This window comes from Microbacterium sp. NPDC089696, from assembly GCF_044749125.1.
In the GTDB taxonomy this organism is placed as follows: Bacteria; Actinomycetota; Actinomycetes; order Actinomycetales; family Microbacteriaceae; genus Microbacterium.
Genome location: NZ_JBIVHF010000002.1, coordinates 92,195 through 116,507, shown reverse-complemented (window position 1 = coordinate 116,507; position 24,313 = coordinate 92,195). Strand labels below are relative to the sequence as shown.

The window sequence follows — 24,313 nt, the reverse complement described above, 5'->3', positions numbered from 1 at the left end:
ACTGCTTCACAGAGGGGGCGCGAGCACATCGCGCCCCCTCTGTCATATCCTGACCCGGGACCCGCGTCCCGGCACCCGAGAGGACGAGGACATGGCATCCACCTGGCTGGTGGTGGGACTGGGCAATCCCGGCCCGCGCTACGAGACCACGCGGCACAACATCGGCCAGATGGTGGTCGACGAGCTGGCCGCCCGCCGCGGCGAGTCGTTCCGTGAGCACAAGGGTGGCGCACGGGTCGTCGAGACCTGGCTGCGCCCCGGTGGCGACAAGCTCGTGCTCGCCAAGCCCAACACGTTCATGAACGTGTCAGGCACGCCGGTCGCCGCCCTCGCGCGGTTCTACTCGGTACCCGCCGAGCGGATCATCGTCGTGCACGACGAGCTGGACATCCCCTTCGACACGGTGAAGCTCAAGACGGGCGGCGGGCACGGCGGCCACAACGGCGTGCGCGACATCGCCCGCGCGATCACGACCCCGGACTTCCCCCGCGTGCGCGTGGGCATCGGACGACCCGTCGGCCGTCAGGACCCCGCCGACTGGGTGCTTTCGCCGTTCGGCAAGGACGAGCGGGCGAACCTGCCGATCCTCGTCTCGGACGCGGCGGACGCCGTCGAGCTGCTCGTCGCCGAGGGGCTCCTCGCGGCGCAGCAGAAGCACCACGCGCCGCGCTGAGCGGGCGTGCTCAGCCGGCGGGGAGGAAGCCCGACGCCGTGCCGATCGCGATCGCGACCACGAGCACCACCCAGAAGATCACGGGCCCGACGACCGCCACGACCAGCGCGGCGATGCCCTGACCGCGGCCCTTCCTGCGCACGATGGCGATGATCCCGAACACGATCGCCGCGATGCCGAGCACCGTCCCGACCCAGAAGGTGATCTCCGCCCACAGCACCTGATCCCGGGCGGGCGAGAGCGTCGCCAGGAACTCCGGGTCGTTCGTGTCGATCCCGGAAGGGATCCGGACGCCGATCTCGAACCCGGCGATCCCCGCGACGATCGGCGCCACCACCGCGGCGACGATCGCCAGCACCAGCGCGAGGATGCCGAGAGAGCCCGACTTCCTGGTCGGGGCCTCCGGCACCTGATAGGCGCCGACGGTCTGGGCGTAGCCGCCCACCGGGACCTGATAGGCACCGGGAGGCGCGGTCTGGGGTGCCGGCGAACCCGCGTTCGGGAAGGCCGAGGCGCCGGGCTGCGGCGACGGGCCGGGCGCGTACGCCGGAGGAACGGGAGGCGTCGCGCCTGTGGCCGGGGGTGCCGGCGGAGCGGAGTAGGTCGGGGGCGCGGAGTACGCCGGGGGAGCGCTGTACGGAGGCGGAGTCGGGGACGCCGGCGCCTCCGATGCGGGCACCGGAGGAACGGGCGGGACGGCACCGGATGGGGGCAACTGCTGATCGCTCACGCCCCCATCCTAGGGCGCAGGTCAGACGCGCCGCAGCAGACCGACCCGCTCGTACACGGCGCCGAGGGTGGCGTCGGCGACGGCATCCGCGCGTGCCGCGTTCGCGGCCAGGATGCGGTCGAGCTCGGCGGGATCGTCGAGCAGCTCCAGTGCCCGGGCGCGCACGGGCTCGAACTCGTTCACGACGACCTCGGCCAGGCCCTTCTTGAAGTCGCCGTACCCGCGGCCCGCGTACTCGTCCTCGATGGCCGGGACCTGACGGCCGCTCAGCGCCGCATAGATCGTGAGCAGGTTCGAGACGCCGGGCTTGTTCTCGCGGTCGAAGCGCACGGCCCCCTCGTTGTCGGTCACCGCCCGCATGATCTTCTTCGCGGACTTGGCGGGATCGTCGAGCATCCACAGCACGCCCGCATCGCTCTCCGCCGACTTGGACATCTTCGACGTCGGGTTCTGCAGGTCGTAGATGCGCGCCGTGTCCTTCTGGATCACCGGACGCGGCACCACGAAGGTCTCCCCGAACCGGGAGTTGAACCGCTCGGCGAGGTCGCGCGTCAGCTCGACGTGCTGCTTCTGGTCGTCGCCGACCGGGACGACGTCGGTCTGGTACAGCAGGATGTCCGCCGCCATCAGCACCGGGTACGTGAACAGGCCGACGCTGGTGGCATCGGCGCCGTAGCGGGCCGACTTGTCCTTGAACTGCGTCATGCGGCCGGCTTCGCCGAACCCGGTGATCGTGGAGAGGATCCACGCGAGTTCGGCGTGTGCCCGGACGTGCGACTGCACGTACAGGGTGGACTGCGAGGGCTCGATGCCCGCGGCGATGTACTGGGCGGCCGTGCGGCGGGTCTTCTCGCGGAGCTCGGCCGGATCCTGGGCGACCGTGAGCGCGTGCAGGTCGACGACGGAGAAATACGCGTCGTAGGAGTTCTGCAGGTCCCGCCACTGCAGGAGCGCGCCGATGTAGTTGCCGATCTGGAGGGAGTCGGCGGAGGGCTGCATTCCGGAGTAGAGGCGAGGCTTGGTCACGGTATCAATCCTAGGCCGACGCGCCGGGTCGGGCGGTGCGCCGGGCCTGTCTAGGCTGGGGCGCATGACCTCTGCACGCCGTGCGTCCCGCCCCGGAGCCCGGCGGGACGCCGCCCTCTACGTCGAGATCGTCATCCGTGCGCCGATGGAGCGCGTGTGGGAGCTGACCCAGGAGCCGAGCGCGCACGTGCGCTGGGACGGACGTTTCACCACCATCCGCCCCACCGCGGTCCGCGAGGACGGCGCGCAGGAGTTCGCCTACGAGCTCGACCTCGGCGTCCACACGATCCGCGGCAGCGGGGTGTCCCGCGGCGAACGGCGGGGCAGGGCGGGCGAGCGCACCTCGGCACTCCTGTTCGACACGACGGACCGGCTCTCGCCCCTGGGTGCCGGGCGCGGGTACTGGCGGTACATCCCGACCGACGACGGCGTCCGCTTCCTCACGGGGTACGACTACGCCCCCGGCTGGGGCCCGCTGGGACGGGTCCTCGATCCTCTCGTCACGCGACGCTTCGTGTGGTGGCTCACGGCCTGGAGCTTCGACCGGCTCCGTCTCTGGGCCGAGGAGGGGATCCCTCCCGAGCAGACCGGCTGGTGGCGCTCCCTGCGCCCCGGACGTCGTCCTCGCGCCCATGCGCGGCGCTGTCTGTCCCGTCCGCCTCGTCCCGGAGACCTCACCATCATGCAGAACGCCCCGCCCTCCCTCGCGGAGCTGGACCGATGACCGTCGACAGCGGCGTGTTCCGGCGCGCGCTGGGCGCCGATTTCGACCGGCTGCACCCGCGCATGCAGGAGCGCTTCGGCGTCGGCGTGGCCGCCGGCTACGGATGCGTAGGACGCGGTGTCATGAGCGAGGTCCGCCGCGGTCCCTGGTGGACGCTGCCGTTCCTGGGGATCGGCACCATGCGCAACATCATGTTCCCGGACCGGGGACGGGACATCCCCTTCCAGATCGACAACTACGCCTACACGGACGGTCTGGGGCGGGAGACGGTGACGTTCGTCCGCACGATGCAGATCCGACACGCGCGTCGACGACGCTTCGACGCGACGATGATCTTCAGCGAGTCCCGCGGGCGGATCGTCGACTACCTCGGCACGCATCAGCATCTCGCCGTCGACCTGGATCTCGCCGTGACCGACGAGGGCGGTCTCCGGCTGACGTCCGGGGAGCAGCGCTTCTACGAGGGGCCGGTGGCCTTCCGCTTCCCGATGCTGTTCAGCGGTCGGGCGCACCTGACGGAGCACTACGACGACGAGCGCGACTGCTACGTGATCGATCTCGAGGTGCGCAACGACATCCTGGGGTTCCTGTTCGGCTACCGAGGCACGTTCTCCGGCGAGTTCGTGCCGGGCGAGGACGCGCCGGCCACCGCCAAGCCCTACCGCGAGGAGCCGCGGGAGTGACGGTCAGCGGCGGAGTCCTCCTGGAGGCCCTCGGTGCGGAGGCGTCCCGCCTGCACCCGATGCTCCGCGCACAGATGTCCTCGTCGGGGGAGCGTCAGGAGGCACGCGGCGTGTTCACGCTCGCCGGGAGCCGCTTCCGACGTCTGAACCTGCTCGGCGTACCGATCGTCGGTCGGGACGCTCTGGTGAGCCGCTACGAGCGCGACGTCCCGTTCGTGCTCGTGACGGCGACGCGGCGGGACGAGCGCGGGCGAGCAGCGCTCGACACGGTGCGGGAGTTCGGGTTCCGCGGCGACGCCCAGCTCATCGCCGACCGACTCGTCGCGAGCACGCACCCCGGACTGGTGCGCGACGTCCTGGGCCGGGCCGGGCGGATCGAGCTGATCCTCCGCTGCGAGGTCGCCGAGCACGGCGCCCTCCGGATGGTCAGCGAGCGCGCGGCCGTGCGCGTCGCCGGGCGGCGGATCGCCCTCCGGGGCCTCCTGCGGCTCGACGTCCGGGTCGAGGACGGATGGGATGCCGTGGAGCAGAGGCGGACCATCCGGATGCGCGCCCGCAACCCGCTCGCCGGCACCGTTCTCGAGTACCGCGGCTGGTATCGGACGGTCTCCCTCGGTGCGGACGACGCCGTTCAGAAGGTGTAGTCGACGACCACGGGCGCGTGGTCGCTCCAGCGCTGATCGTAGGCCTCGGCGCGGGCCACGTGGTACGTCGTCACGCGCTCTGCGAGGGCCGGGGTCGCGAGGTGGTAGTCGATCCGCCACCCCGAGTCGTTGTCGAAGGCCTGGCCGCGCATCGACCACCACGTGTACGGGCCGTCGACCTCGCCGTGGAAGCGGCGGCCCACGTCGACCCAGCCGAGACCGGTGCCGGTCGACCCGTCGACGCCCTGCACGATCTCGCCGGCCGCACCGAGGAAGCGGTCGAAGTACGCGCGCTCCCGGGGGAGGAAGCCGGCCTTCTTGCGGTTGCCGCGCCAGTTCTTGATGTCGAGCTCGCGGTGGCCCACGTTCAGGTCGCCCGTCACGAGCGCCAGAGCGTCATCCGTCCCGAGTTCGGCCAGACGCGTGCCGAAGGCGTCGAGGAACTTCCACTTCTCCTCCTGCTTGGGCGTGTCGGCCTCGCCGGAGTGGACGTACGCGCTCACGACTGTGAGCGGGCGGTCGCCGATGAGGAAGTCGGCCTCGATCCAGCGGCCCTTCGAGTCGAAGTCGTCGGGGCCGAACTCCGTGCGCGAGGCGAGCGCGGGGGTGCGACTGGCGATCGCGACGCCGGCGCGGCCCTTCGCGGTCGCCTCGTCGTGCACGAAGGTCCATCCGGGGAGCGCGGCCTCGAGGTGCTCGTCCTGTCCGCGGACCTCCTGGAGAGTCAGGATGTCGACGTCGGCGGCGTCGAGCCAGGAGCTCATCCCGTTGCGGGCCGCCGCCCGGATCCCGTTGACATTGACCGAGGCGATACGCAGATGAGGCATGGGATCAAGCCTAACGAGGGCCGCCGACATCGTCGGACGAGCCATCACGCTCGGCGCGCAGACGCTGGAGGAACGACGGCACCGGCTCCGGCAGCGGCGGTGCGGAGGCCTCGAGGTCGGCGAGATCGGACTCCGCCTCCCGCACGGCGTGCGCCGCCGCCCACGTCCGGTACCACGGGGCGTCCGCGCGCGCCGCCCGAGCCGCATCCAGCCGGATCTGCGCGGCCGCGACGAGCGTGCGGTGCTCGTCGGCCCGCCGCTGCGCATCCGAGCGGTGCGTGAGGGGCAGATCGCGGTCGCGCGCCGACACCGCGATCCACGACGACGCCACCAGCATCACCACGCCGTTCACGCGGAACCACAGCAGCAGGCCGATGAAGATCGCGAACGTGGCGAGCAGCGGGTTGCTCGGCGTGTAGCTCAAGAGGAAGCCCGCGCCGTACTGGAGGACGGTCATGGCGCCGCCGCCGAGCAGCGCTCCGGGCCAGATCGTCCGCCATGCCAGCGACGTGCCGGTGAGGAACCGCACCATCGCGGCCAGCGCGCCCGACAGGAGCGCGAACGACACGACGACCGTGGCCAGACGGATGCCGAGGGTCGGCCCGACCGACCACGTGTCCCAGCCGACCAGTCCGAGGAACCAGCTCAGCGCAGCCGCGCTCGCCGAGCTCAGGAGCGATCCCGCGAGGAGGGCGACCCCGAAGATCAGCGCGGCGAGGAGATCGCGGGCCTTGAGCAGGAGGTAGTTGCGCAGGTCCGGCGGGAGACCGAAGATGTCGCGCGTGGCACGTCGGGAGAACGTCACCCACCCGATGGCCGTCCAGATCACGGTGCCGAGCGCGATGAGGCCGGTGACGCTGAGGACCCCGGTGGTGCTGGCGGCGATCTCCTGCACCTGGTCGGGGGTGAACAGCCCGCCCTCCGGGCGGATGAGGTTCGGGATGTAGCTGTTGATCACGACGATCAGCGCATCGACGGCCTCCTCGCTGGCCCCGAGCCAGAGGCCGGCGACCGCGAACGCCAGATAGATGGCCGCGAAGATCGCGAACAGCGCCTGGTAGCTCACGCCGGCGGCGAGGAGGAAGCCGTTGTGCTGCAGGAAGTGCCGCCACACCCGCACGGGGAAGAGGGCCAGGGTCTTCCGTGTCAGCGAGGTCGCACGCTCGACCGCGGCGTCGATGCGCCCGGATTCGGGCTCGGCAGCTGCACGATCGGGGTCCGGCACGTCCCCACCCTATCGGCGCGCCACGCCCCGAGCGGGCGCGGAGACGGAGAAGGCGGCCTCCCGGGTGGGAGACCGCCTTCTCGCGCCGTGCGAGGTCGTCAGGGACGGCCGCGCAGCACGGCCTGCTTGACCTCGGCGATGGCCTTGGTGACCTCGATGCCGCGGGGGCACGCCTCGGAGCAGTTGAAGGTCGTGCGGCAGCGCCACACGCCCTCCTTGTCGTTGAGGATGTCGAGACGCACGGCGGCGTTGTCGTCGCGCGAGTCGAAGATGAAGCGGTGCGCGTTCACGATCGCCGCGGGGCCGAAGTACTGGCCGTCGGTCCAGAACACGGGGCACGACGAGGTGCACGCGGCGCAGAGGATGCACTTGGTGGTGTCGTCGAAGATCTCGCGGTCGGCGATCGACTGCGTGCGCTCCTTGTTCTTCTCGGGCACGGAGTTCGCGACGAGGAACGGCTGCACCTCGCGGTACGACGCGAAGAACGGCTCCATGTCGACGACGAGGTCCTTCTCCAGCGGGAGGCCCTTGATCGCCTCGACGTAGATCGGCTTCGAGATGTCGAGGTCCTTGATCAGCGTCTTGCAGGCCAGGCGGTTGCGCCCGTTGATGCGCATGGCGTCGGAGCCGCAGATGCCGTGGGCGCAGGAGCGGCGGAACGTGAGCGAGCCGTCGACCTCCCACTTGATCTTGTGGAGCGCGTCGAGCACGCGGTCGGTGGAGTACAGCTCCACGTCGTAGTCGACCCAGTGCGGCTCCGCGTCGACCTCGGGGTCGAACCGGCGGATGTTGAACGTGACGATGAAGGACTGGATGCCGGTGTCCTCCGTGACCTCCGCGGGGGCCTCGGCGAGTGCGTTCGACATTCTCAGTACTTCCTCTCCATCGGCGGGTAGTTCAACTCGCCCTGCTCGTTCTTGGTGAAGACGACAGGCTTCCAGTCGAGCCTGATGTGGTCGCTCGGGTCGGAGGAGTGCGGGTCGCCCGTCAGGTACGCCATGGTGTGCTGCATGTAGTTCTCGTCGTCGCGCTTCGGGAAGTCGTCGCGCATGTGACCGCCGCGGCTCTCCTCGCGGTTCTGCGCGGCGTAGACGACGACCTCGGCGATGTCGAGGAGGAAGCCCAGCTCGACGGCCTCGAGCAGGTCGGTGTTGAACCGGTGGCCCTTGTCGTCGACGTGCACGTTCTTGTAGCGCTCGCGCAGCTCGGCGATCACGCCCAGCACGTGCTGGAGCGACTCGTGCGTGCGGAACACCTGCGCGCCCTTGTCCATCTCGTCCTGCAGCGTCTTGCGCAGCACGGCGATGCGCTCGGTGCCCTGGTTGTTGCGCAGGCCCTCGAGCATGTCGGAGACGAACGCCGCGGGGTTCTCGGGCAGCGGCACGAACTCGGCCGTCTTGACGTACTCGACCGCGTTGCGACCCGAGCGCTTGCCGAACACGTTGATGTCGAGCAGTGAGTTGGTGCCGAGGCGGTTGGCGCCGTGCACCGACACGCAGGCGCACTCGCCGGCCGCGTAGAGACCGGGCACGACGGTGTCGTTGTCGGCGAGGACCTCGCCGGCGTTGTTCGTGGGGATGCCGCCCATCGCGTAGTGCGCCGTCGGCATCACGGGAACCGGCTCGACCACGGGGTCGACGCCGAGGTACGTGCGCGCGAACTCCGTGATGTCCGGGAGCTTGGTCTCGAGGACCTCGGCGCCCAGGTGCGTGCAGTCGAGCAGCACGTAGTCCTTGTGCGGGCCGGCGCCGCGGCCCTCCGCGACCTCCTGGACCATGCAGCGTGCGACGATGTCACGCGGGGCGAGGTCCTTGATGGTCGGGGCGTAGCGCTCCATGAACCGCTCGCCCGAGGCGTTGCGGAGGATCGCGCCCTCACCGCGCGCCCCCTCGGTGAGCAGGATGCCGAGGCCGGCGAGGCCGGTCGGGTGGAACTGGAAGAACTCGAGGTCCTCGAGGGGAAGTCCCTTGCGCCACACGATGCCGACGCCGTCGCCCGTGAGCGTGTGCGCGTTCGAGGTGGTCTTGAAGATCTTGCCGAAGCCGCCGGTCGCGAAGATCACGGCCTTGGACTGGAAGACGTGCAGCTCGCCGGTCGAGAGGTCGTACGCCACGACGCCCGCGATCTGGGTCTTGCCCGCGGCATCCTTCACCGTGATGAGGTCGAGCACGTAGAACTCGTTGAAGAAGTTGATGCCGAGCTTGACGCAGTTCTGGAACAGCGTCTGCAGGATCATGTGGCCCGTGCGGTCCGCGGCGTAGCAGGCGCGGCGCACCGGCGTCTTGCCGTGCTCGGCCGTGTGGCCGCCGAACCGGCGCTGGTCGATCTTCCCCTCGGGCGTCCGGTTGAAGGGGAGGCCCATGTTCTCGAGGTCGATGACCGCGTCGATGGCCTCCTTCGCGAGGATCTCCGCCGCATCCTGGTCGACGAGGTAGTCACCGCCCTTGACGGTGTCGAAGGTGTGCCACTCCCAGCTGTCCTCCTCGACGTTCGCGAGGGCTGCGGCCATGCCGCCCTGCGCCGCACCGGTGTGCGAGCGCGTCGGGTAGAGCTTCGAGATGACGGCGGTCTTGGCGCCGGGTCCCGCCTCGATCGCCGCGCGCATGCCTGCACCGCCGGCTCCCACGATGACGATGTCGAACTGGTGGTAGTGCACGCCGTCGCGCACGAAGGAGTCCTGGGTCTCGGTAGTCACTTCTCGTTTGCCTTCTCTTCTACTTGCCCAGCGTCTGGCACTGTTCCCACAGCGTGCTCGACTCGGTCACTCCGAGGCACGGGTCGAACGTGAAGACGACGAGCGTGCCGAGGAGGATGAGCAGAGCCGCGGCGAGGCCGAGCGCCCAGACGAGCGCCTTGCGCGCGGTGGTGTTCGTGACGTAGTCGTTGACGATCGTGCGCATGCCGTTCGCGCCGTGGATCAGCGCGAGCCACAGCATGATGACGTCCCACCACTGCCAGAACGGCGTCGCGAACTTGCCGGCGATGAAGGCGAAGTCGAGGGCGTGGATGCCCTCGCCGACCATGAGGTTGATGAAGAGGTGCCCGAAGATGAGGATCACGAGCAGCACGCCGGAGCCGCGCATGAAGAGCCAGCCCCACTTCTCGAGGTTGACTCCGCGGCGCGTGCGCACGGGGGCGGCGACGGTCTGAGCGGTCATCAGTGTCCTCCTCCGGTGCCGAAGCCGGCGAACGCGAGCATCAGGTGGCGCGGGACGAAGCCGGCCATGATGATGCCCCAGACGAGCAGGACACCCCAGAAGAGCTGGCGCTGGTACTTCGCGCCCTTCGACCAGAAGTCGACCGCGATGATGCGCAGACCGTTCATGGCGTGGAACACGATCCCGGCGACCAGCACGACCTCGCCGAGGGCCATGATCGGGTTCTTGTAGGTGCCGATGACGGCGTTGTACGCCTCGGGGGACACCCTGATGAGCGCCGTGTCGAGCACGTGCACCAACAGGAAGAAGAAGATGGCGACTCCGGTGATGCGGTGAAGCACCCACGACCACATGCCTTCGCGACCCCGGTAGAGGGTGCCGCGGGGTGTCTTCGACGTGGTTTCCGAAATCGACGGTGTCAAGCGAGCGCTTGTGGACACGGTCGTCCTCCCTGGATCGATGTGACTCGGTCGCGTGCACTGCGCCCGTACAGGTGACCCTGTCGAGGTCAGGCATGCCCGATCGACGTCCATCCTATTCCTGTGAGAAGCCTGCGGGCGACGAAGGGGACCCTAAGTGCCCGCAGGCCTCTCGACGGGAGCTCAGCCGATCTGCGCCATCCCGTTCCAGCCGGTGCCGATCAGCCTCGCGGAGAGGAACCCGCCGCGACCGTTGCCGGGATAGAGGATCAGGTCGCCGCCGGCCGTCCGGCCGATCACGTCGGGGGCGCCGTCGCCGTCGAAGTCGCCGGCACCGTGGATCGAGGTGAGCGATCCCCAGCCGACGCCGATCCGCACCGGCGTCCCCCAGGTGCCCGCCCCCGTGGTGGGGTACAGCCACAGGGCGCCGTCCGAGACGGCCCTCGCGATCAGATCGCCGCGCGAGTCGCCGTTGAAGTCGCCCGCGTACGAGATGGAGTTCAGGATGTTCCAGCCGTTGCCGATCTTCACACCGCTGCCGGTGAGCCAGCCGCCGCGGCCGTTGCCCGCGTAGACGTAGAGGTCGCCCGTGGCGGTGCGGGCGATCACGTCCGGCAGCCGATCGCCCGTGAAGTCGATGCCGCCGATCAGCTGGGCGAATCCGCCCCAGCCGCTCCCGATCTGCACGGCGGGGAGGAGGCCGCCGCGGGAGTCTCCCGAGTGGAGCATGAGACGCCCGTCGGTCTCGACGCGCGCGAGGTCGGCGTTGCCGTCTCCCGTGAAGTCTCCGAGCGTCGTGAAGGGGCGGTCGCCCCAGTACGGTGCGGGCGTGAGCGCGGTGCCGAACCCGCCGGTGCCCGTGCCCGGGTAGATCGTGAGGGCGCCCGCGGACGTCCGTGCGACGACGTCGCCCTTCCGGTCGCCGGTGAGGTCGCCCGCGCCGCCGGGGAGCTGACGCACGGGGGAGCCGATCCCGAAGACCTGGACCCAGTACGTGCGATAGCACGTGCCGGTGGCGTATCCGACGCCCATTCCGGTGTAGCGGCTGTCGAGGATGTTCGCCTTGTGGCCGGCGGAGTTCATCCACGCGACGACGACGGCGTTCGCGTCGGGCTGTCCGGCGGCGATGTTCTCACCGCTGGCGATCCAGCCGGAGGACGCGATGCGGGCGCTGCGCCAGGAGGCGGTGCTGTGTTCGAACGTGCAGGACGCCGCGAGCTGCCGCGCCCACTCGGCGGCGGCGGCGTCGAGCGCCGGGTCCGACACGAGGGGACGCAGACCCGCCTGCGTGCGCTGGGCGTTGGTGAGCGAGAACACGTCTCCTGCGGGGCCGCTCGCGGCGGTCGCCGTGGTCGCGGGGACGACGGAGGCGGCGGCGGTGAGGGCGATGACGAGGCTGAGGGCGAGGGCGAGGGTGATTCGTCGGCGCTGGGGAAGACGCCGACCGGGGGTGGGGTTCATGGCAGAACCATAGTGGGCGCAGGCGTCGTCCCGCGGAATTCCCGCGCCCACGGTTACGCTGGCTCCATGAGTCAGCCGATCCCCGACTTCTACGCCGTCATCCCCGCCGGAGGCATCGGCAGTCGTCTCTGGCCGCTCTCGCGCGCGGATGCGCCGAAGTTCCTCCACGATCTCACCGGGTCCGGCCACTCGCTGCTCCGCGACACCTGGGACCGGCTCGAACCTCTCGCCGGCGCCGACCGGATCGCCGTCGTGACGGGGCGCGCGCATCGGGCCGCGGTCGAGGCGGAGCTCCCCGGGATCGCCGATCTCAACGTGTTCCTCGAGTCGGAGCCGCGCGAGTCGGCGGCCGCGATCGGCCTCGCCGCCGCGATCCTGCACCGCCGCGACCCCGACGTCATCATCGGCTCCTTCAGCGCCGACCACGTGATCCGCGGCACGCGAGTGTTCGAGTTCGCGGTGCGCGACGCGGTCGAGGTCGCCCGCGAGGGGTACATCTGCACGATCGGCATCTCGCCCACCGAACCGGCCGTCGGCTTCGGCTACATCAAGAGAGGTCCCGAGCTGGTGGTCGATCGGGCGCGCGAGGCCGCGCTCGTCGAGAGCTTCGTCGAGAAGCCCGACCTCGAGACGGCCAAGGCGTACTTCGCGAGCCGCGACTACCTGTGGAACGCGGGCATGTTCATCGCGAAGGCGAGCGTCCTGCTGGACGAGCTCGCCGCGAACGAGCCGGAGCTGCACGCCGGGCTCGTCGAGCTCGCCGAGGCCTGGGACGACCGCGATCGGCGGGGACCGGCCGTCGACCGCATCTGGCCGGGGCTGAAGAAGATCGCGATCGACTACGCCGTCGCCGAGCCCGCCGCGACCCGCGGACGCCTCGCGGTCGTCCCCGGCCACTTCGACTGGGACGACGTCGGCGACTTCGCCTCGCTCACCAAGCTCATCACGAACGGTCGCAAGGGTGACCTGGCCGTGCTGGGCCCGAAGGCCCGTGTGCTGACGGATGCGGCGAGCGGCATCCTCGTGAGCCAGACCTCCCGCGTGATCAGTCTCGTCGGCGTGCAGGACATCGTCGTCGTCGACACCCCGGACGCGCTGCTCGTCACGACCGTCGAGAACGCCCAGCGCGTCAAGGGAGTCGTCGAGTCGCTCAAACTCACCGGTCGGGGCGACGTGCTCTGATGCGCACGGGCGGATGCTCATCCGCTGGCTTGATTTCAGGTTCGTAACCATTCACTGAAGCCGTGCCCTCCGGCATGCGCGAAAGTCGAAACAGTAGGTAACTTTGATCGATCCGCGAGGGCCGCGGGTTCGTTGAGGGAGGCATGAGTTGACCATCTCCACCACCAAGAAGCTGCTCGGCGCCACCATCGCCGCTGGCGTCGTCTTCGCACTCGCCGGCTGCGGCCAGGCTCCGACCGAGTCGGGCGGCAACGGAGGCGGCGAGGCTGCATCCGACTTCACCGCGTGCATCGTCTCCGACGCGGGCGGGTTCGACGACAAGTCGTTCAACCAGCTCTCGTACGAAGGCACGAAGAAGGCGGCCGACGAGCTCGGCGCCGACTTCAAGCAGGCCGAGTCGAACGCCGAGACCGAGTACGGCCCCAACATCGACAACATGGTCTCCGAGGGCTGCAACACGATCGTCACGGTCGGTTTCGCGCTGTCGCAGGCGACCGTCGACGCGGCCAACGCCAACCCCGACACCCACTTCATCCTCATCGACGACGCGGGCGGCGACGAGAAGCCCGACAACGTGAAGCCGCTGCTGTACAACACGGCCGAGGCCGCGTTCCTCGCCGGCTACCTGTCCGCCGGCTACACGCAGACCGGCAAGGTCGGCACGTACGGCGGCATGGAGTTCCCGACCGTCACGATCTTCATGGACGGCTTCAAGCAGGGCGTCGACTACTTCAACACCGAGAACAGCGCGGCCGTCGAGGTCGTCGGCTGGGACGGCACGACCGGTTCCTTCACGGGCGGCTTCGAGGCCAACCAGGAGGCGAAGACCACCGCGCAGAACATCATCGACCAGGGCGTCGACGTGCTCTTCCCGGTCGGCGGTCCGATCTACCAGTCCGGCCTCCAGGCCATCAAGGACTCGGGCAAGGACATCGCCCTGATCGGGGCCGACGCCGACCTGTTCAACACCGACCCGACCACGGCCGACTTCGTGCTCACCTCTGTCCTCAAGGCCATGGACGTCTCGACCTACGAGGCCGTCAAGTCCAGCGCCGAGGGCGACTTCAGCGGCGAGCCGTACATCGGCACGCTCGACAACGAGGGCGTCGGCATCGCGCCGCTGCACAACTTCGAGAGCAAGGTCGACGCGGAGCTCGTCTCCAAGCTCGACACGATCAAGCAGGACATCATCGACGGCAAGATCACCGTCACGTCCTACCTGAGCGAGTAACACACCCACAGCACAGCGGGGAGGCCGCCCGGCGGCCTCCCCGCTGTCGTCTCTGCCCGGGCGATCCCTGGGCGGAGGCGGATGTCATGAATAGGATCGACACATGAAGCTCGAGCTGCGCGACATTACGAAGAGGTTCGGCGCACTGACGGCCAACGATCACATCGATCTGGTCGTCGAACCCGGCGAGATCCACTGCCTCCTGGGCGAGAACGGTGCGGGCAAGTCCACTCTGATGAACGTGCTCTACGGCCTCTACCAGGCCGACGAGGGCGAGATCCTCATCGACGACGTGGTGCAGCACTTCTCCGGCCCCGGCGACGCGATGAACGCCGGCATCGGCATGGTGCACCAGCACTTCATGCTCGTCCCCGTCTTCACGGTCGCCGAGAACGTGATGCTCGGTCACGAGCAGACGAGCTTCGGCGGACGCCTGGACCTCGCCGCGGCGCGTCGTCAGGTCCGGGAGATCTCCGACCGATTCGGGTTCGACGTCGATCCCGACGCGGTCGTCGAGGATCTCCCCGTGGGCGTGCAGCAGCGCGTCGAGATCATCAAGGCGCTGTCGCGCCAGGCCAGCATCCTCGTCTTCGACGAGCCGACCGCCGTGCTCACCCCGCAGGAGACCGACGAGCTGATGGCGACGATGCGTCAGCTCAAGGCGCAGGGCACCGCGATCGTCTTCATCACCCACAAGCTCCGTGAGGTCCGCGAGGTCGCCGACCGCATCACGGTGATCCGGCTCGGCAAGGTCGTCGGCGAGGCGTCGCCCACGGCGTCCAACACCGAGCTCGCCTCGCTCATGGTCGGCCGCGCCGTCGAGCTGACCGTCCACAAGGACGCCCCCGTGCTGCACGACAACGCGCTCGTCGTGCGAGACCTCACCGTGACGGACGCGTTCGGAACCGTGCTCGTCGACGACGCCTCGTTCGAGGTGCGCGGGGGCGAGGTGCTCGCGATCGCCGGCGTGCAGGGCAACGGCCAGACCGAGCTCACCGAGGCGCTCATGGGACTCCAGGACAAGGTCAGGGGCAGCGTCCGCCTCAACGGTCAGGAGCTGATCGGCCGCAGCGTGCGGCAGATCCTCGACGCGGGCGTGGGGTTCGTCCCCGAGGACCGCGGCGTCGACGGGCTGGTCAAGGAGTTCTCGATCGCCGAGAACCTCATGCTCGACCGCTCGAACGGCGCCCCGTTCGTCAAGAACGGCGCTCTGCAGATGCGCGTGCGCGACGACTTCGCGCGCGAGAAGATCACCGAGTTCGACATCCGCACCCAGGGTCCGGCCCAGGCGGCCGGCCGGCTGTCCGGCGGCAACCAGCAGAAGGTGGTGCTCGCCCGCGAGCTGAGCCGCGATCTGTCGCTGTTCGTCGCGGCCCAGCCCACCCGCGGGGTCGACGTCGGATCCATCGAGTTCATCCACAAGCGCGTCATCGAGACGCGCGACGCGGGCGTCCCTGTGATCGTCATCTCCACCGAGCTGGACGAGGTCGCGGCACTGGCCGACCGGATCCTCGTGATGTACCGCGGCAAGATCGTGGGCATCGTGCCCGGCGACACCCCGAGGGACACCCTCGGACTGATGATGGCCGGCGCCGCGAACGAAGGAGCGCACGCATGACCTCCGCCCCGACCCAGAACTCCCCGGTGCAGACCACGCCGGGGATGCCTGCGCCCTCGAAGTGGCGTGCCGCCTTCACACAGGTCGTGAAGGGCAACGCGCTCGTCTCGGTGCTGGCCGTGGTCGCCGCCGTGATCGTCGGCTCGCTGATGATCGCGCTCACCGACCCGGCGGTGCAGGCCGCAGCGGGGTACTTCTTCCAGAGGCCGGGCGACACCTTCAGCGCCATCGGCAGCGCGGTCGGCGGCGCCTACGCCGCGCTCTTCCGCGGATCGATCTACAACTTCAACGCGGACTCGTTCGCGATCGGCATCCGCCCGCTCACGGAGACCCTGAAGTTCGCGACGCCGCTCATCGCGGCCGGCCTCGGCGTCGGACTCGCGTTCCGCGCCGGTCTGTTCAACATCGGCGGCCAGGGCCAGATGCTCATGGCCGCGGCGGCCGCGGGCTACGTCGCGACCGCGTGGGACCTCCCGTTCCCGCTGCACATGATCGCCGCCCTCGTGGCCGGCGTCGTGGCCGGCGCGATCTGGGCCGGGATCGCCGGTCTGCTCAAGGCGCGCACCGGCGCGCACGAGGTGATCGTGACGATCATGCTCAACCACATCGCGTTCTACCTGCTGGCCTGGATGCTGGCGACGCAGGGCCTGCTGCAGGCTCCCGGGTCCAGCAACCCGAAGACCGCGCCCATGGCCGAGTCGGCGATCCTGCCTCCCATCCTCGGTCCGATGTACAAGCTGCACCTCGGATTCCTCTTCGCGCTCGTCGCCGTCGCCATCACGTGGTGGCTGCTGGAGCGCTCGAGCCTCGGCTTCCGCTTCCGTGCCGTGGGTGAGAACCCCGCCGCGGCGCGCACAGCGGGCATCTCCGTCGGCCGCATGTACTTCACGGTGATGCTGATCGCCGGCGGTCTCGTCGGACTCGCCGGGGTCAGCCAGGTGCTCGGCACCGAGCCCAAGGGCTTCAGCGGCGGGATCGACGCGGGAATCGGCTTCGACGCCATCACCGTGGCGCTGCTCGGACGGTCGCGTCCGCTCGGCATCCTCTGGGCGGGCCTCCTGTTCGGCGCGTTCAAGACCGGCGGGTTCACCATGCAGGCCTCGCAGGGCGTGCCGATCGAGATCGTGCTCGTCGTGCAGTCGCTGATCGTCCTGTTCATCGCGGCCCCGCCGCTGGTCCGTGCGATGTTCGGACTCCCGCAGCCCGGCCGTGCGACCCGTCGACAGCGTCGCGCCGCGAAGAAGGAGGTGTCGGCATGAGCGTCCAGACCCTCGATGCAGAACCCCGCACCGTCTCCGTCGTCTCCTGGAAGGCGCCGATCATCTTCACGATCGTCACCGTCCTGGTGGCGCTCCTGCCCCTGTTCGCGCCGCGCGCGGGCGACGCGACCTTCCGGCTCACCGCCGGAGGGGAGCTGATCGCCCTCCCGAACATCGTCGTCCCCGGGACCGCGACGGCGTGGATCGCCGTCGTCGTCGCCGCGCTCATCACGGCGGGGGCCTGGCTGCTCGCCTCGCGCCGCCGCCCGGTGCCGCTGTGGATGACGGCCGTCTTCGCCGTCGTGCTGATCGTCGGCTTCCTCGCATGGGCGGCCGCCGGCAGCAAGGGCACCCTCCCGATGATCGGACTGCTCGCCGGCGCCCTCGCGCTGGCGACGCCGCTGATCTTCGGCGCGCTCGGCGGCGTGATCGGAGAGCGCGCAGGTGTCGTGAACATCGCGATCGAGGCGCAGCTGCTCGCCGGGGCGTTCACCGCGGCGATCGTCGGCTCGGCGACCGGTACGCCCTGGGCGGGTCTCATCGCCGCGATGGCCGCAGGTGTGCTCGTCGCGCTCATCCTCGGCGTCTTCGCGATCACCTACTACGTCGACCAGGTGATCGTCGGTGTCGTCCTCAACGTGCTCGTGATCGGCGTGACGACGTTCCTCTTCCGCCAGGTGCTCGCGCCGAACCAGGAGACGCTCAACACCGTGACGCCGTTCCCGGTGCTGCCGATCCCGCTGCTGAGCGAGATCCCGATCCTGGGACCGATCCTCTTCAAGCAGACCATCGTCGTGTACCTGATGTACATCGTCGTGTTCATCGTCTGGTTCGGCATGTACCGCACCCGCTGGGGCCTCCGCATGCGCGCCGTCGGCGAGCACCCGCAGGCGGCCGACACCGTCGGCATCAACGTGGCGCGCACGCGCTACATGAACGTGCTGATCGCCGGTGCGATCGCGGGTATGGGAGGTGCGTTCTACACGCTCGTCTCGGTGCCACGGTTCAACCCGGAGATGACCGCGGGCGCCGGATTCATCGCCCTCGCGGCCGTGATCTTCGGCAAGTGGGATCCGATCAAGGCGACTCTCGCCGCACTGCTCTTCGGTTTCGCGACGAACCTGCAGGGCGTGCTCAGCGTGATCGGATCGCCCGTGCCGAGCCAGTTCATGCTGATGCTCCCGTATGTGGTGACGATCTTCGCGGTGGCCGGCCTGGTCGGGAAGTCCCGAGCGCCCGCCGCCGACGGCAAGCCGTACATCAAGTCCTGACACCCCGAGGAGTCGAGAAGACATGACCGATATCGACTGGGACGAGCTGCGTCAGGTCGCGACCGACGCCATGACGAAAGCGTACGCGCCCTATTCCCGCTACCGGGTGGGTGCCGCAGCGCTCGTCGGAGACGGCCGCATCGTGGCCGGGTGCAACGTGGAGAACGCCTCCTACGGCGTGACGCTCTGCGCGGAGTGCGCGCTCGTCGGAGACCTGCACATGTCGGGCGGCGGCCAGCTCGTCGCGTTCGTGTGCGTCAACAACGAGGGGCAGACGATCATGCCGTGCGGCCGCTGCCGTCAACTGCTGTTCGAGCACGCGATGCCCGGGATGCTGCTGGAGACCGTCTCCGGCATCCGCACGATCGACGAAGTGCTGCCCGACGCGTTCGGGCCGCGCGACCTGGAGGACGCCCGATGACTGTTGAGCCTTTCGACGCGGTCGACGTGATCCGCGCCAAGCGCGACGGAGGAGCGGTCTCCGAGCCTGCTCTGCGCTGGATGGTGGACGCGTACACCCGCGGCTACGTGTCGGACGCGCAGATGGCGTCGTTCGCGATGGCGGTGTTCCAGCGCGGCATGCAGCGCGACGAGATCCGCGTGCTCACCGACGCGATGATCTCCACGGGCGAGCGCATGAGCTTCGCGAGCCTCGGCAAGAAGACCGTCGACAAGCATTCCACCGGCGGCGTCGGCGACAAGATCACCCTCCCGCTCGCACCGCTCGTCGCCGTGTTCGGCGTCGCCGTGCCGCAGCTCTCCGGACGCGGCCTCGGTCACACGGGCGGAACGCTCGACAAGCTCGAGTCGATCCCCGGGTGGCGCGCCGCGCTCAGCAACGAGGAGATGTTCGCGCAGATGCAGAGCGACGTGGGCGCGGTCATCTGCGCCGCGGGCTCCGGTCTCGCTCCCGCCGACAAGAAGCTCTATGCGCTGCGCGACGTCACGGGCACGGTCGAGGCGATCCCGCTGATCGCCTCGAGCATCATGTCCAAGAAGATCGCTGAGGGCACCGACGCCCTGGTGCTCGACGTGAAGTTCGGCTCCGGCGCGTTCATGCAGGACATCGAGCGCGCCCGGGAGCTCGCCCGCACGATGGTCGCGCTCGGCACCGATTCGGGCGTCGCGACCACGGCGCTGCTCACCGACATGAACGTCCCGCTGGGCTTCGCGATCGGCAACGCGAACGAGGTCCGCGAGTCCGTCGAGGTCCTCGCCGGCGGCGGACCGTCCGACGTGCGCGAGCTGACGGTGGCCCTGGCCCGCGAGATGCTCGCGCTCGCCGGGCAGCCGGACGCCGACGTCGAGGCGGCTCTCGACGACGGACGCGCCATGGACAGCTGGAAGGCCATGATCCGCGCGCAGGACGGCGACCCGGATGCCGCGCTCCCGACCGCCCGCGAGACGCACGTCGTCACCGCCCCGGTCGACGGCGTCGTGACGCGCATGGACGCCCTGCCCTTCGGCGTCGCCGCCTGGCGGCTCGGCGCCGGTCGCGCGCGTGCCGAGGATCCCGTGATCTTCGAGGCGGGCATCGACCTCCACGCCAAGCCCGGCGACCGCGTCGTGGCCGGTCAGCCGCTGTTCACGCTCTCGGCCGCCGACGAGGCACGGTTCCCCCGCGCGTTCGACGCGCTGGAGGGGTCGTGGGAGATCGGCGACCAGGCTCCCGAGACGGGGCCGATCGTGCGCGAGCGCATCACGGTCTGAGCGCACGGCCGGTAGCCTGAGAGCTGCGGATCTGCGACCGAGAGGAACCCCATGTCGATCGACGCGAACGGCGACGTCACCATCCAGGGAACATCCCTGCGCGCCCTGCCGAAGGTGTCCCTGCACGACCACCTCGACGGCGCCGTCCGGCCTGCCACCATCATCGAGCTCGCCGACGCGATCGGTGTGGACGTGCCGGCGGACGACCCGCGCGCGCTGGGGAAGTGGTTCGCGAAGAAGAGCGACTCCGGCTCGCTCGTGGAGTACCTCAAGACCTTCGACCTCACCACGGCCGTCATGCAGACCGAGGAGGGGCTCACGCGCATCGCCCGCGAGTTCGTGCAGGACCTCGCGAAGGACGGCGTGATCTACGGGGAGGTCCGCTGGGCGCCCGAGCAGCACCTCACGCGCGGCCTCTCGCTCGAGCAGGTCGTCGAAGCCGTGCAGCAGGGCATCGAGGAGGGCGAGGACGCCGCCGACCGCGCCGGGCACAGCATCCGCGTCGGACAGCTCCTCTCGGCGATGCGCCACAACGACCGCGCGAAGGAGATCGCCGAGCTGGCTGTGGACTTCCGCGGACGCGGAACCGTCGGGTTCGACATCGCCGGCCCCGAGGACGGCTTCCCGCCCTCGGACCACCGAGCCGCGTTCGACTACCTCGCCGGGAACTTCTTCCCCGTCACGGTGCACGCGGGTGAGGCGGCAGGTCTCGCGTCCATCCGCTCGGCCCTCGTCGACGGACGCGCGCTGCGTCTCGGGCACGGCGTGCGGATCGCCGAGGACCTGCAGGTCGTCACGCAGGAGGGCGACGAGGTCCAGGTGCAGTTCGGCGACCTCGCACGCTGGGTGCGCGACCGGGAGATCCCGCTCGAGCTGTCGCCGTCGTCGAACCTGCAGACCGGCGCGATCTCGGCCTGGGGCACCACACTGGCCGACCACCCGTTCGATCTGCTGTACCAGCTCGGCTTCGCCGTCACGGTCAACGTCGACAACCGCACGATGAGCGCCACGTCCCTCACGCGCGAGCTCGCGCTGCTCGTCGAGGCCTTCGAGTACGACCTCGACGACCTCGAGACCTTCCAGTTCAACGCCGCGTCCGCCGCCTTCCTCCCCGTGGAGGAGCGGGAAGAGCTCGTCGAGATGATCGCCGAGGGCTTCGACGCCTGATCATGGACGACTGAGACATGGCTTCCGGGGGGAAGAGACGGCGCGGGGGGATCATCGCCGCCATCGCGATCGCCGTCGTGCTCGTGGGCGGGGGAGCGGTCGGCGCGTACGTGTGGATGACACGGGCGCCCGAGGCCGCCGCCCCGCCGCGGGTGATCGGCGTCGACGCGTTCGAGCGGCAGCTGACACCCGCTCAGCAGTTGATCGCCGATGCGGACAACCCGCTCGCCTGCGCGGTCTCGTTCGCCGGCGACGGCGCTCCGGCCGATCCGCAGCTGCAGTGGCAGAACGGACTCTACGTCGCGCTGCCCATCCCGTCGGCGGACGGTCGCGTGTTCGCCGGGTGGTACCCCACCGAGGCCGACGCCGCGGCCCTGACGATCGACGCACGCGTGAACGGCTCCGATCGCGTGACCTGCGCCGACCAGCAGATGCAGCTGTACGCGGGATGGACGACGCCCGAGGCCAACGTCGCGGAGAACGCGCAGATCCCGATCCTCATGTACCACCAGTTCACGGTGAACCCGGACGGCGAGCAGGGCTGGCTGCGCGGCAACTACGCCTACATCGGCGACTTCGAGGCGCAGATGCAGCACATCGCCACCACCGGCTTCTACCTCCCGACGTGGGACGAGCTGAGCGCCTTCATCGACGGACGGCTCTACCTGCCCGCGCACTCCGTGATCATCACGGACGACGACGCGGATCAGACATGGTTCGACCTGGCCGTGCCCGTCATCGACGAGTACCAGCTGCTGTCCACGTCTTTCATGGTCACCGCCTACCGCTCGGATCCGCCGCCGTCGATCTACGTGCTGCGTCGCTCGCACACGCACGACATGCACCAGGCCGGCGAGAACGGGAAGGGTCGCATGGTCAACTGGACCGCGGAGCAGATCGCGGCCGATCTCACCACCTCGGGTGACGTGCTCGGGGTGCGCGAGGTCATCGCGTATCCGTTCGGGCACTACGACGACACGGCGAAGCAGGGCGTGGCGATGGCCGGGTACGAGATGGCGCGCACGATCGAGCCGGGATACGTCACCATCGGCACGGACAAGCTCGCGCTGCCGGTGGTGCGCATCGACTACGGCATGGGACTCGACGCGCTGATCAAGAAGATCGGCTGACTCCGCGCGGATCAGTCGACGGGGATGTCCGCGAAGAAGCCCTGCAGCAGCTCGTCCATCCTGGCGTGCATGTCGGCGCGCGAGATCGTGGGCTCGCCGTCGCCCGCCTGCGGACCGTAGTCGCCGAACGACGCATGCGACGCGCCGTCGATCTCGACCATCTCCGCGTCGGCCGGGAGCAGGTGCCGCGCGGCGTCGATCTTCGCGGGTGTGGAGAGCCCGTCCTCGCTGCCCGAGATGCTGAGCACCGCGAGGTCGCGGGTCGACACGTCGTCGGTGCAGTACGAGCCGAACAGCACGAGAGCCTCGGCGTCTGCGGCGAGCTGGCACGCGCGCACGCCACCCAGGGAATGACCGCCCACCGCCCAGTCGTCGATGTCCGGCGCCGCGGAGGTGAAGGCGTCGAGCCCGCGCAGGTCGAAGAACGCGAGGTTCAGCCAGGGGCGCGTGATCACGACCGTGACGCCGTCGTCGGCGAGACCCTGCAGGATCGAGGCGTACGCCCACGGATCCACCTTGGCACCGGGCACGAAGACCAGACCGCGGTCGGAGTCGCCGTCGGCGGGCGTCATCACGATGCCCTGGGGCGCGTCCTCGATGCGGATCGCGGGGTCGGCCCGCACGTCGGCGAGAGGCTCCGGCTCGGCCGCCATGACGCCGACCTGGCTCCACACGAGGATGCCGCCGACACCGAGCACCACGATCGCGACGAGTCCCCAGAGGACGACCTTCAGGACCCGGCGACGCCTCTTCTTCTGCACCTCTCCAGGCTACGTCGTCGTGCGAGGCCCGGCGAACGGTCGGACCGGCTGCTCGAGCGCCTCCCTCTCCCGCCGCACCGCGGCCCGGTAGGCGTGGTTGTTCACGTAGTACGACATGCGGTCGAGCGCGAGATAGCGGTAGCCGCCGGTGACGTCCGGCCAAGGAGCGCCGGTCACACGCTCACGGAATCGAGCGGCGCGCGGCGGGTCGTTCTCGACGGCGTCGAGGTAGGTCGCCAGGAGGTCGGCCTGCTCGTAGCGGCCCTGCCAGCCGATCCCGGACGCCTCGATCATGCCGACGACGTACAGACCGTTGAACGACGCGGGGATCATGTTGAGGAACAGCCGCGGAGACGCGCCTCGCCAGTGCAGGTGCTCCCTGTCCACGAAGGGGTAGTCGAGCGTGTAGCCGGTCGCGAGCAGGACGAGGTCGTAGTCGTCGGCGGAGCCGTCGCGGAACCGGACGGTCGCCCCGTCGAACTGCTCGACGTCGGCGCGGATCCGCAGATCGCCCTGGCCGAGGTGGTTCAGGATCATGGTGTTCACGATCGGGTGGGACTCATAGATGCGGTAGTCGGGCTTCGGGAATCCGAACCGCACCGGATCGCCGGTGAAGGCGCGGAGCACACGGCTGTCGATCGCCTGCTTGAGGCGGGCGGGGAGCGGGCGCCCCTGGTTGAGGGTGTCGCTCGGTCGTCCGAACAGATAGCGCGGCACGAAGTAATAGCCGCGACGGACGCTCATGTCGACGGAGGCAGCGTGGTGCACGGCGTCGACCGCGATGTCGCATCCGGAGTTGCCGGCGCCGATCAGCAGCACCCGCTTGCCCGCGAGCTGGGCCGGGGACCTGTACGCGCTCGTGTGCAGGAGCTCGCCGTCGAAGCGACCGGGGAACGCGGGGACGTGCGGCTCGGCGAGCGTCCCGTTCGCGAGCACGACCCCGGCGTACCGGCGCGTGCGCTCGCCGTCGGGCCCGACGCTCGTGAGATCCCAGGCGCCGTCCCGCGGTGCGATCCGGGTCACCCGCGTCCCGAAGCGGAACAGCTCCGTGAGGCCGAAGCGCGCGGCGTAGGCGCGGAAGTACTGCAGCAGCTCTCGGTGGCCCGGGTAGTCGACGGTGGAGTCCATCGGGAACTCCGCGAACGCGGTGGTCGTGCGCGAGGAGATGAGATGGGCCGACTCGTACATCGTGCTGCGGGGGTTGTCGATGTCCCACAGGCCGCCGACCCCGTGCGAGGCCTCGTAGCCGTCGACCGCGATCCCTCGTCGCGACAGAGCGCGCGCTGCGGCGAGACCCGACGGCCCGGCACCGATCACCGCGTAGCTGCTCATGGTCCTCCTGCACGTCCTCGTGCCGGGCGGGCCGCACGCACGACGACGCCCTCCGCCGATCGTATCGGCAGAGGGCGTCGAG

24 protein-coding genes are annotated in these 24,313 nt (G+C 69.7%); 13 read left to right on the top strand and 11 right to left on the bottom strand.

Annotation, left to right across the window (positions count from 1 at the left end; all coding sequences use genetic code 11):
• Positions 1–91: 91 nt before the first annotated feature.
• The gene (gene pth / locus ACIPY8_RS10890; RefSeq protein WP_400817933.1) at positions 92–673 is read left to right on the top strand and encodes an aminoacyl-tRNA hydrolase; all 582 of its coding nucleotides are present in this window, start codon (positions 92–94) and stop codon (positions 671–673) included.
• 10 nt (positions 674–683) lie between these two features.
• Here the strand turns inward: pth and ACIPY8_RS10885 are convergent, their stop codons facing one another.
• On the bottom strand, positions 684–1,403 hold the full coding sequence (locus ACIPY8_RS10885; RefSeq protein WP_400817931.1) for a hypothetical protein: 720 nt from the start codon (positions 1,401–1,403) through the stop codon (positions 684–686).
• 21 nt (positions 1,404–1,424) lie between these two features.
• Positions 1,425–2,429 carry a tryptophan--tRNA ligase gene (trpS, locus tag ACIPY8_RS10880; RefSeq protein WP_400817929.1) on the bottom strand — a complete coding sequence of 335 codons (1,005 nt, stop codon included), beginning with the start codon at positions 2,427–2,429 and terminating at the stop codon, positions 1,425–1,427.
• A 64-nt stretch (positions 2,430–2,493) separates the two neighbouring features.
• Between trpS and ACIPY8_RS10875 the strand changes: the two genes are divergently transcribed.
• The 3 genes from ACIPY8_RS10875 to ACIPY8_RS10865 are packed head-to-tail and all read left to right on the top strand — an operon-like array spanning position 2,494 to position 4,480.
• A complete protein-coding gene (locus ACIPY8_RS10875) occupies positions 2,494–3,153 on the top strand; it encodes an SRPBCC family protein (RefSeq protein ID WP_400817927.1) in 660 nt (219 codons plus the stop codon).
• On the top strand, positions 3,150–3,836 hold the full coding sequence (locus tag ACIPY8_RS10870) for a DUF4166 domain-containing protein (protein WP_400817925.1): 687 nt from the start codon (positions 3,150–3,152) through the stop codon (positions 3,834–3,836). The genes ACIPY8_RS10875 and ACIPY8_RS10870 overlap by 4 nt, the downstream gene beginning before the upstream one ends.
• A complete protein-coding gene (locus tag ACIPY8_RS10865) occupies positions 3,833–4,480 on the top strand; it encodes a DUF4166 domain-containing protein (protein WP_400817923.1) in 648 nt (215 codons plus the stop codon). Before ACIPY8_RS10870 ends, ACIPY8_RS10865 begins: the two co-directional genes overlap by 4 nt.
• Here ACIPY8_RS10865 and ACIPY8_RS10860 read toward each other — a convergent pair.
• From ACIPY8_RS10860 to ACIPY8_RS10830, 7 genes are all read right to left on the bottom strand, one after another.
• Positions 4,468–5,307, bottom strand: a complete 840-nt coding sequence (locus tag ACIPY8_RS10860; protein WP_400817921.1) for an exodeoxyribonuclease III — start codon at positions 5,305–5,307, stop codon at positions 4,468–4,470. The genes ACIPY8_RS10865 and ACIPY8_RS10860 overlap by 13 nt on opposite strands.
• Before the next feature lie 10 nt (positions 5,308–5,317).
• Complete coding sequence (locus ACIPY8_RS10855; protein WP_400817919.1) at positions 5,318–6,532, bottom strand: YihY/virulence factor BrkB family protein; 1,215 nt, start codon at positions 6,530–6,532, stop codon at positions 5,318–5,320.
• A 98-nt stretch (positions 6,533–6,630) separates the two neighbouring features.
• Positions 6,631–7,398, bottom strand: a complete 768-nt coding sequence (locus ACIPY8_RS10850; protein WP_400817917.1) for a succinate dehydrogenase iron-sulfur subunit — start codon at positions 7,396–7,398, stop codon at positions 6,631–6,633.
• A 2-nt stretch (positions 7,399–7,400) separates the two neighbouring features.
• Entirely contained in the window at positions 7,401–9,227 is a 1,827-nt protein-coding gene (gene sdhA / locus ACIPY8_RS10845; protein WP_400817915.1) for a succinate dehydrogenase flavoprotein subunit, read from the bottom strand.
• A 19-nt stretch (positions 9,228–9,246) separates the two neighbouring features.
• Positions 9,247–9,690, bottom strand: coding sequence for a succinate dehydrogenase hydrophobic membrane anchor subunit (locus tag ACIPY8_RS10840; protein WP_400817913.1), 444 nt, complete (start codon positions 9,688–9,690; stop codon positions 9,247–9,249).
• Entirely contained in the window at positions 9,690–10,130 is a 441-nt protein-coding gene (gene sdhC / locus ACIPY8_RS10835; protein ID WP_400817911.1) for a succinate dehydrogenase, cytochrome b556 subunit, read from the bottom strand. The genes ACIPY8_RS10840 and sdhC overlap by 1 nt, the downstream gene beginning before the upstream one ends.
• A gap of 162 nt (positions 10,131–10,292) precedes the next feature.
• On the bottom strand, positions 10,293–11,570 hold the full coding sequence (locus ACIPY8_RS10830; protein ID WP_400817909.1) for a CAP domain-containing protein: 1,278 nt from the start codon (positions 11,568–11,570) through the stop codon (positions 10,293–10,295).
• A gap of 66 nt (positions 11,571–11,636) precedes the next feature.
• On the opposite strand from ACIPY8_RS10830, the gene ACIPY8_RS10825 reads away from it, so the two are divergent.
• From ACIPY8_RS10825 to ACIPY8_RS10785, 9 genes are all read left to right on the top strand, one after another.
• Positions 11,637–12,752 carry a mannose-1-phosphate guanylyltransferase gene (locus ACIPY8_RS10825; protein WP_400817908.1) on the top strand — a complete coding sequence of 372 codons (1,116 nt, stop codon included), beginning with the start codon at positions 11,637–11,639 and terminating at the stop codon, positions 12,750–12,752.
• A gap of 148 nt (positions 12,753–12,900) precedes the next feature.
• Complete coding sequence (locus ACIPY8_RS10820; protein ID WP_400817907.1) at positions 12,901–13,983, top strand: BMP family protein; 1,083 nt, start codon at positions 12,901–12,903, stop codon at positions 13,981–13,983.
• Between the two features lie 103 nt (positions 13,984–14,086).
• A complete protein-coding gene (locus ACIPY8_RS10815) occupies positions 14,087–15,601 on the top strand; it encodes an ABC transporter ATP-binding protein (protein ID WP_400817905.1) in 1,515 nt (504 codons plus the stop codon).
• Positions 15,598–16,860, top strand: a complete 1,263-nt coding sequence (locus ACIPY8_RS10810; RefSeq protein ID WP_400817903.1) for an ABC transporter permease — start codon at positions 15,598–15,600, stop codon at positions 16,858–16,860. Before ACIPY8_RS10815 ends, ACIPY8_RS10810 begins: the two co-directional genes overlap by 4 nt.
• Positions 16,857–18,131, top strand: coding sequence for an ABC transporter permease (locus ACIPY8_RS10805; protein ID WP_400817901.1), 1,275 nt, complete (start codon positions 16,857–16,859; stop codon positions 18,129–18,131). The genes ACIPY8_RS10810 and ACIPY8_RS10805 overlap by 4 nt, the downstream gene beginning before the upstream one ends.
• Before the next feature lie 22 nt (positions 18,132–18,153).
• Positions 18,154–18,552: a cytidine deaminase gene (locus ACIPY8_RS10800; RefSeq protein WP_226531693.1), complete on the top strand. Its 399-nt coding sequence runs from the start codon at positions 18,154–18,156 to the stop codon at positions 18,550–18,552.
• Positions 18,549–19,841 carry a thymidine phosphorylase gene (locus ACIPY8_RS10795; protein ID WP_400817899.1) on the top strand — a complete coding sequence of 431 codons (1,293 nt, stop codon included), beginning with the start codon at positions 18,549–18,551 and terminating at the stop codon, positions 19,839–19,841. Before ACIPY8_RS10800 ends, ACIPY8_RS10795 begins: the two co-directional genes overlap by 4 nt.
• 51 nt (positions 19,842–19,892) lie before the next feature.
• Positions 19,893–21,008 (top strand): adenosine deaminase, encoded by a 1,116-nt coding sequence (locus tag ACIPY8_RS10790; protein ID WP_400817896.1) that lies wholly within the window; start codon positions 19,893–19,895, stop codon positions 21,006–21,008.
• A 17-nt stretch (positions 21,009–21,025) separates the two neighbouring features.
• Positions 21,026–22,138, top strand: coding sequence for a polysaccharide deacetylase family protein (locus ACIPY8_RS10785; RefSeq protein ID WP_400817894.1), 1,113 nt, complete (start codon positions 21,026–21,028; stop codon positions 22,136–22,138).
• Positions 22,139–22,149: 11 nt separating this feature from the next.
• Here the strand turns inward: ACIPY8_RS10785 and ACIPY8_RS10780 are convergent, their stop codons facing one another.
• Both ACIPY8_RS10780 and ACIPY8_RS10775 read right to left on the bottom strand, forming a co-directional pair.
• Positions 22,150–22,899 (bottom strand): alpha/beta hydrolase, encoded by a 750-nt coding sequence (locus ACIPY8_RS10780; protein ID WP_400817892.1) that lies wholly within the window; start codon positions 22,897–22,899, stop codon positions 22,150–22,152.
• Between the two features lie 9 nt (positions 22,900–22,908).
• Complete coding sequence (locus tag ACIPY8_RS10775) at positions 22,909–24,231, bottom strand: flavin-containing monooxygenase (RefSeq protein ID WP_400817891.1); 1,323 nt, start codon at positions 24,229–24,231, stop codon at positions 22,909–22,911.
• Between the last annotated feature and the right edge of the window lie 82 nt (positions 24,232–24,313).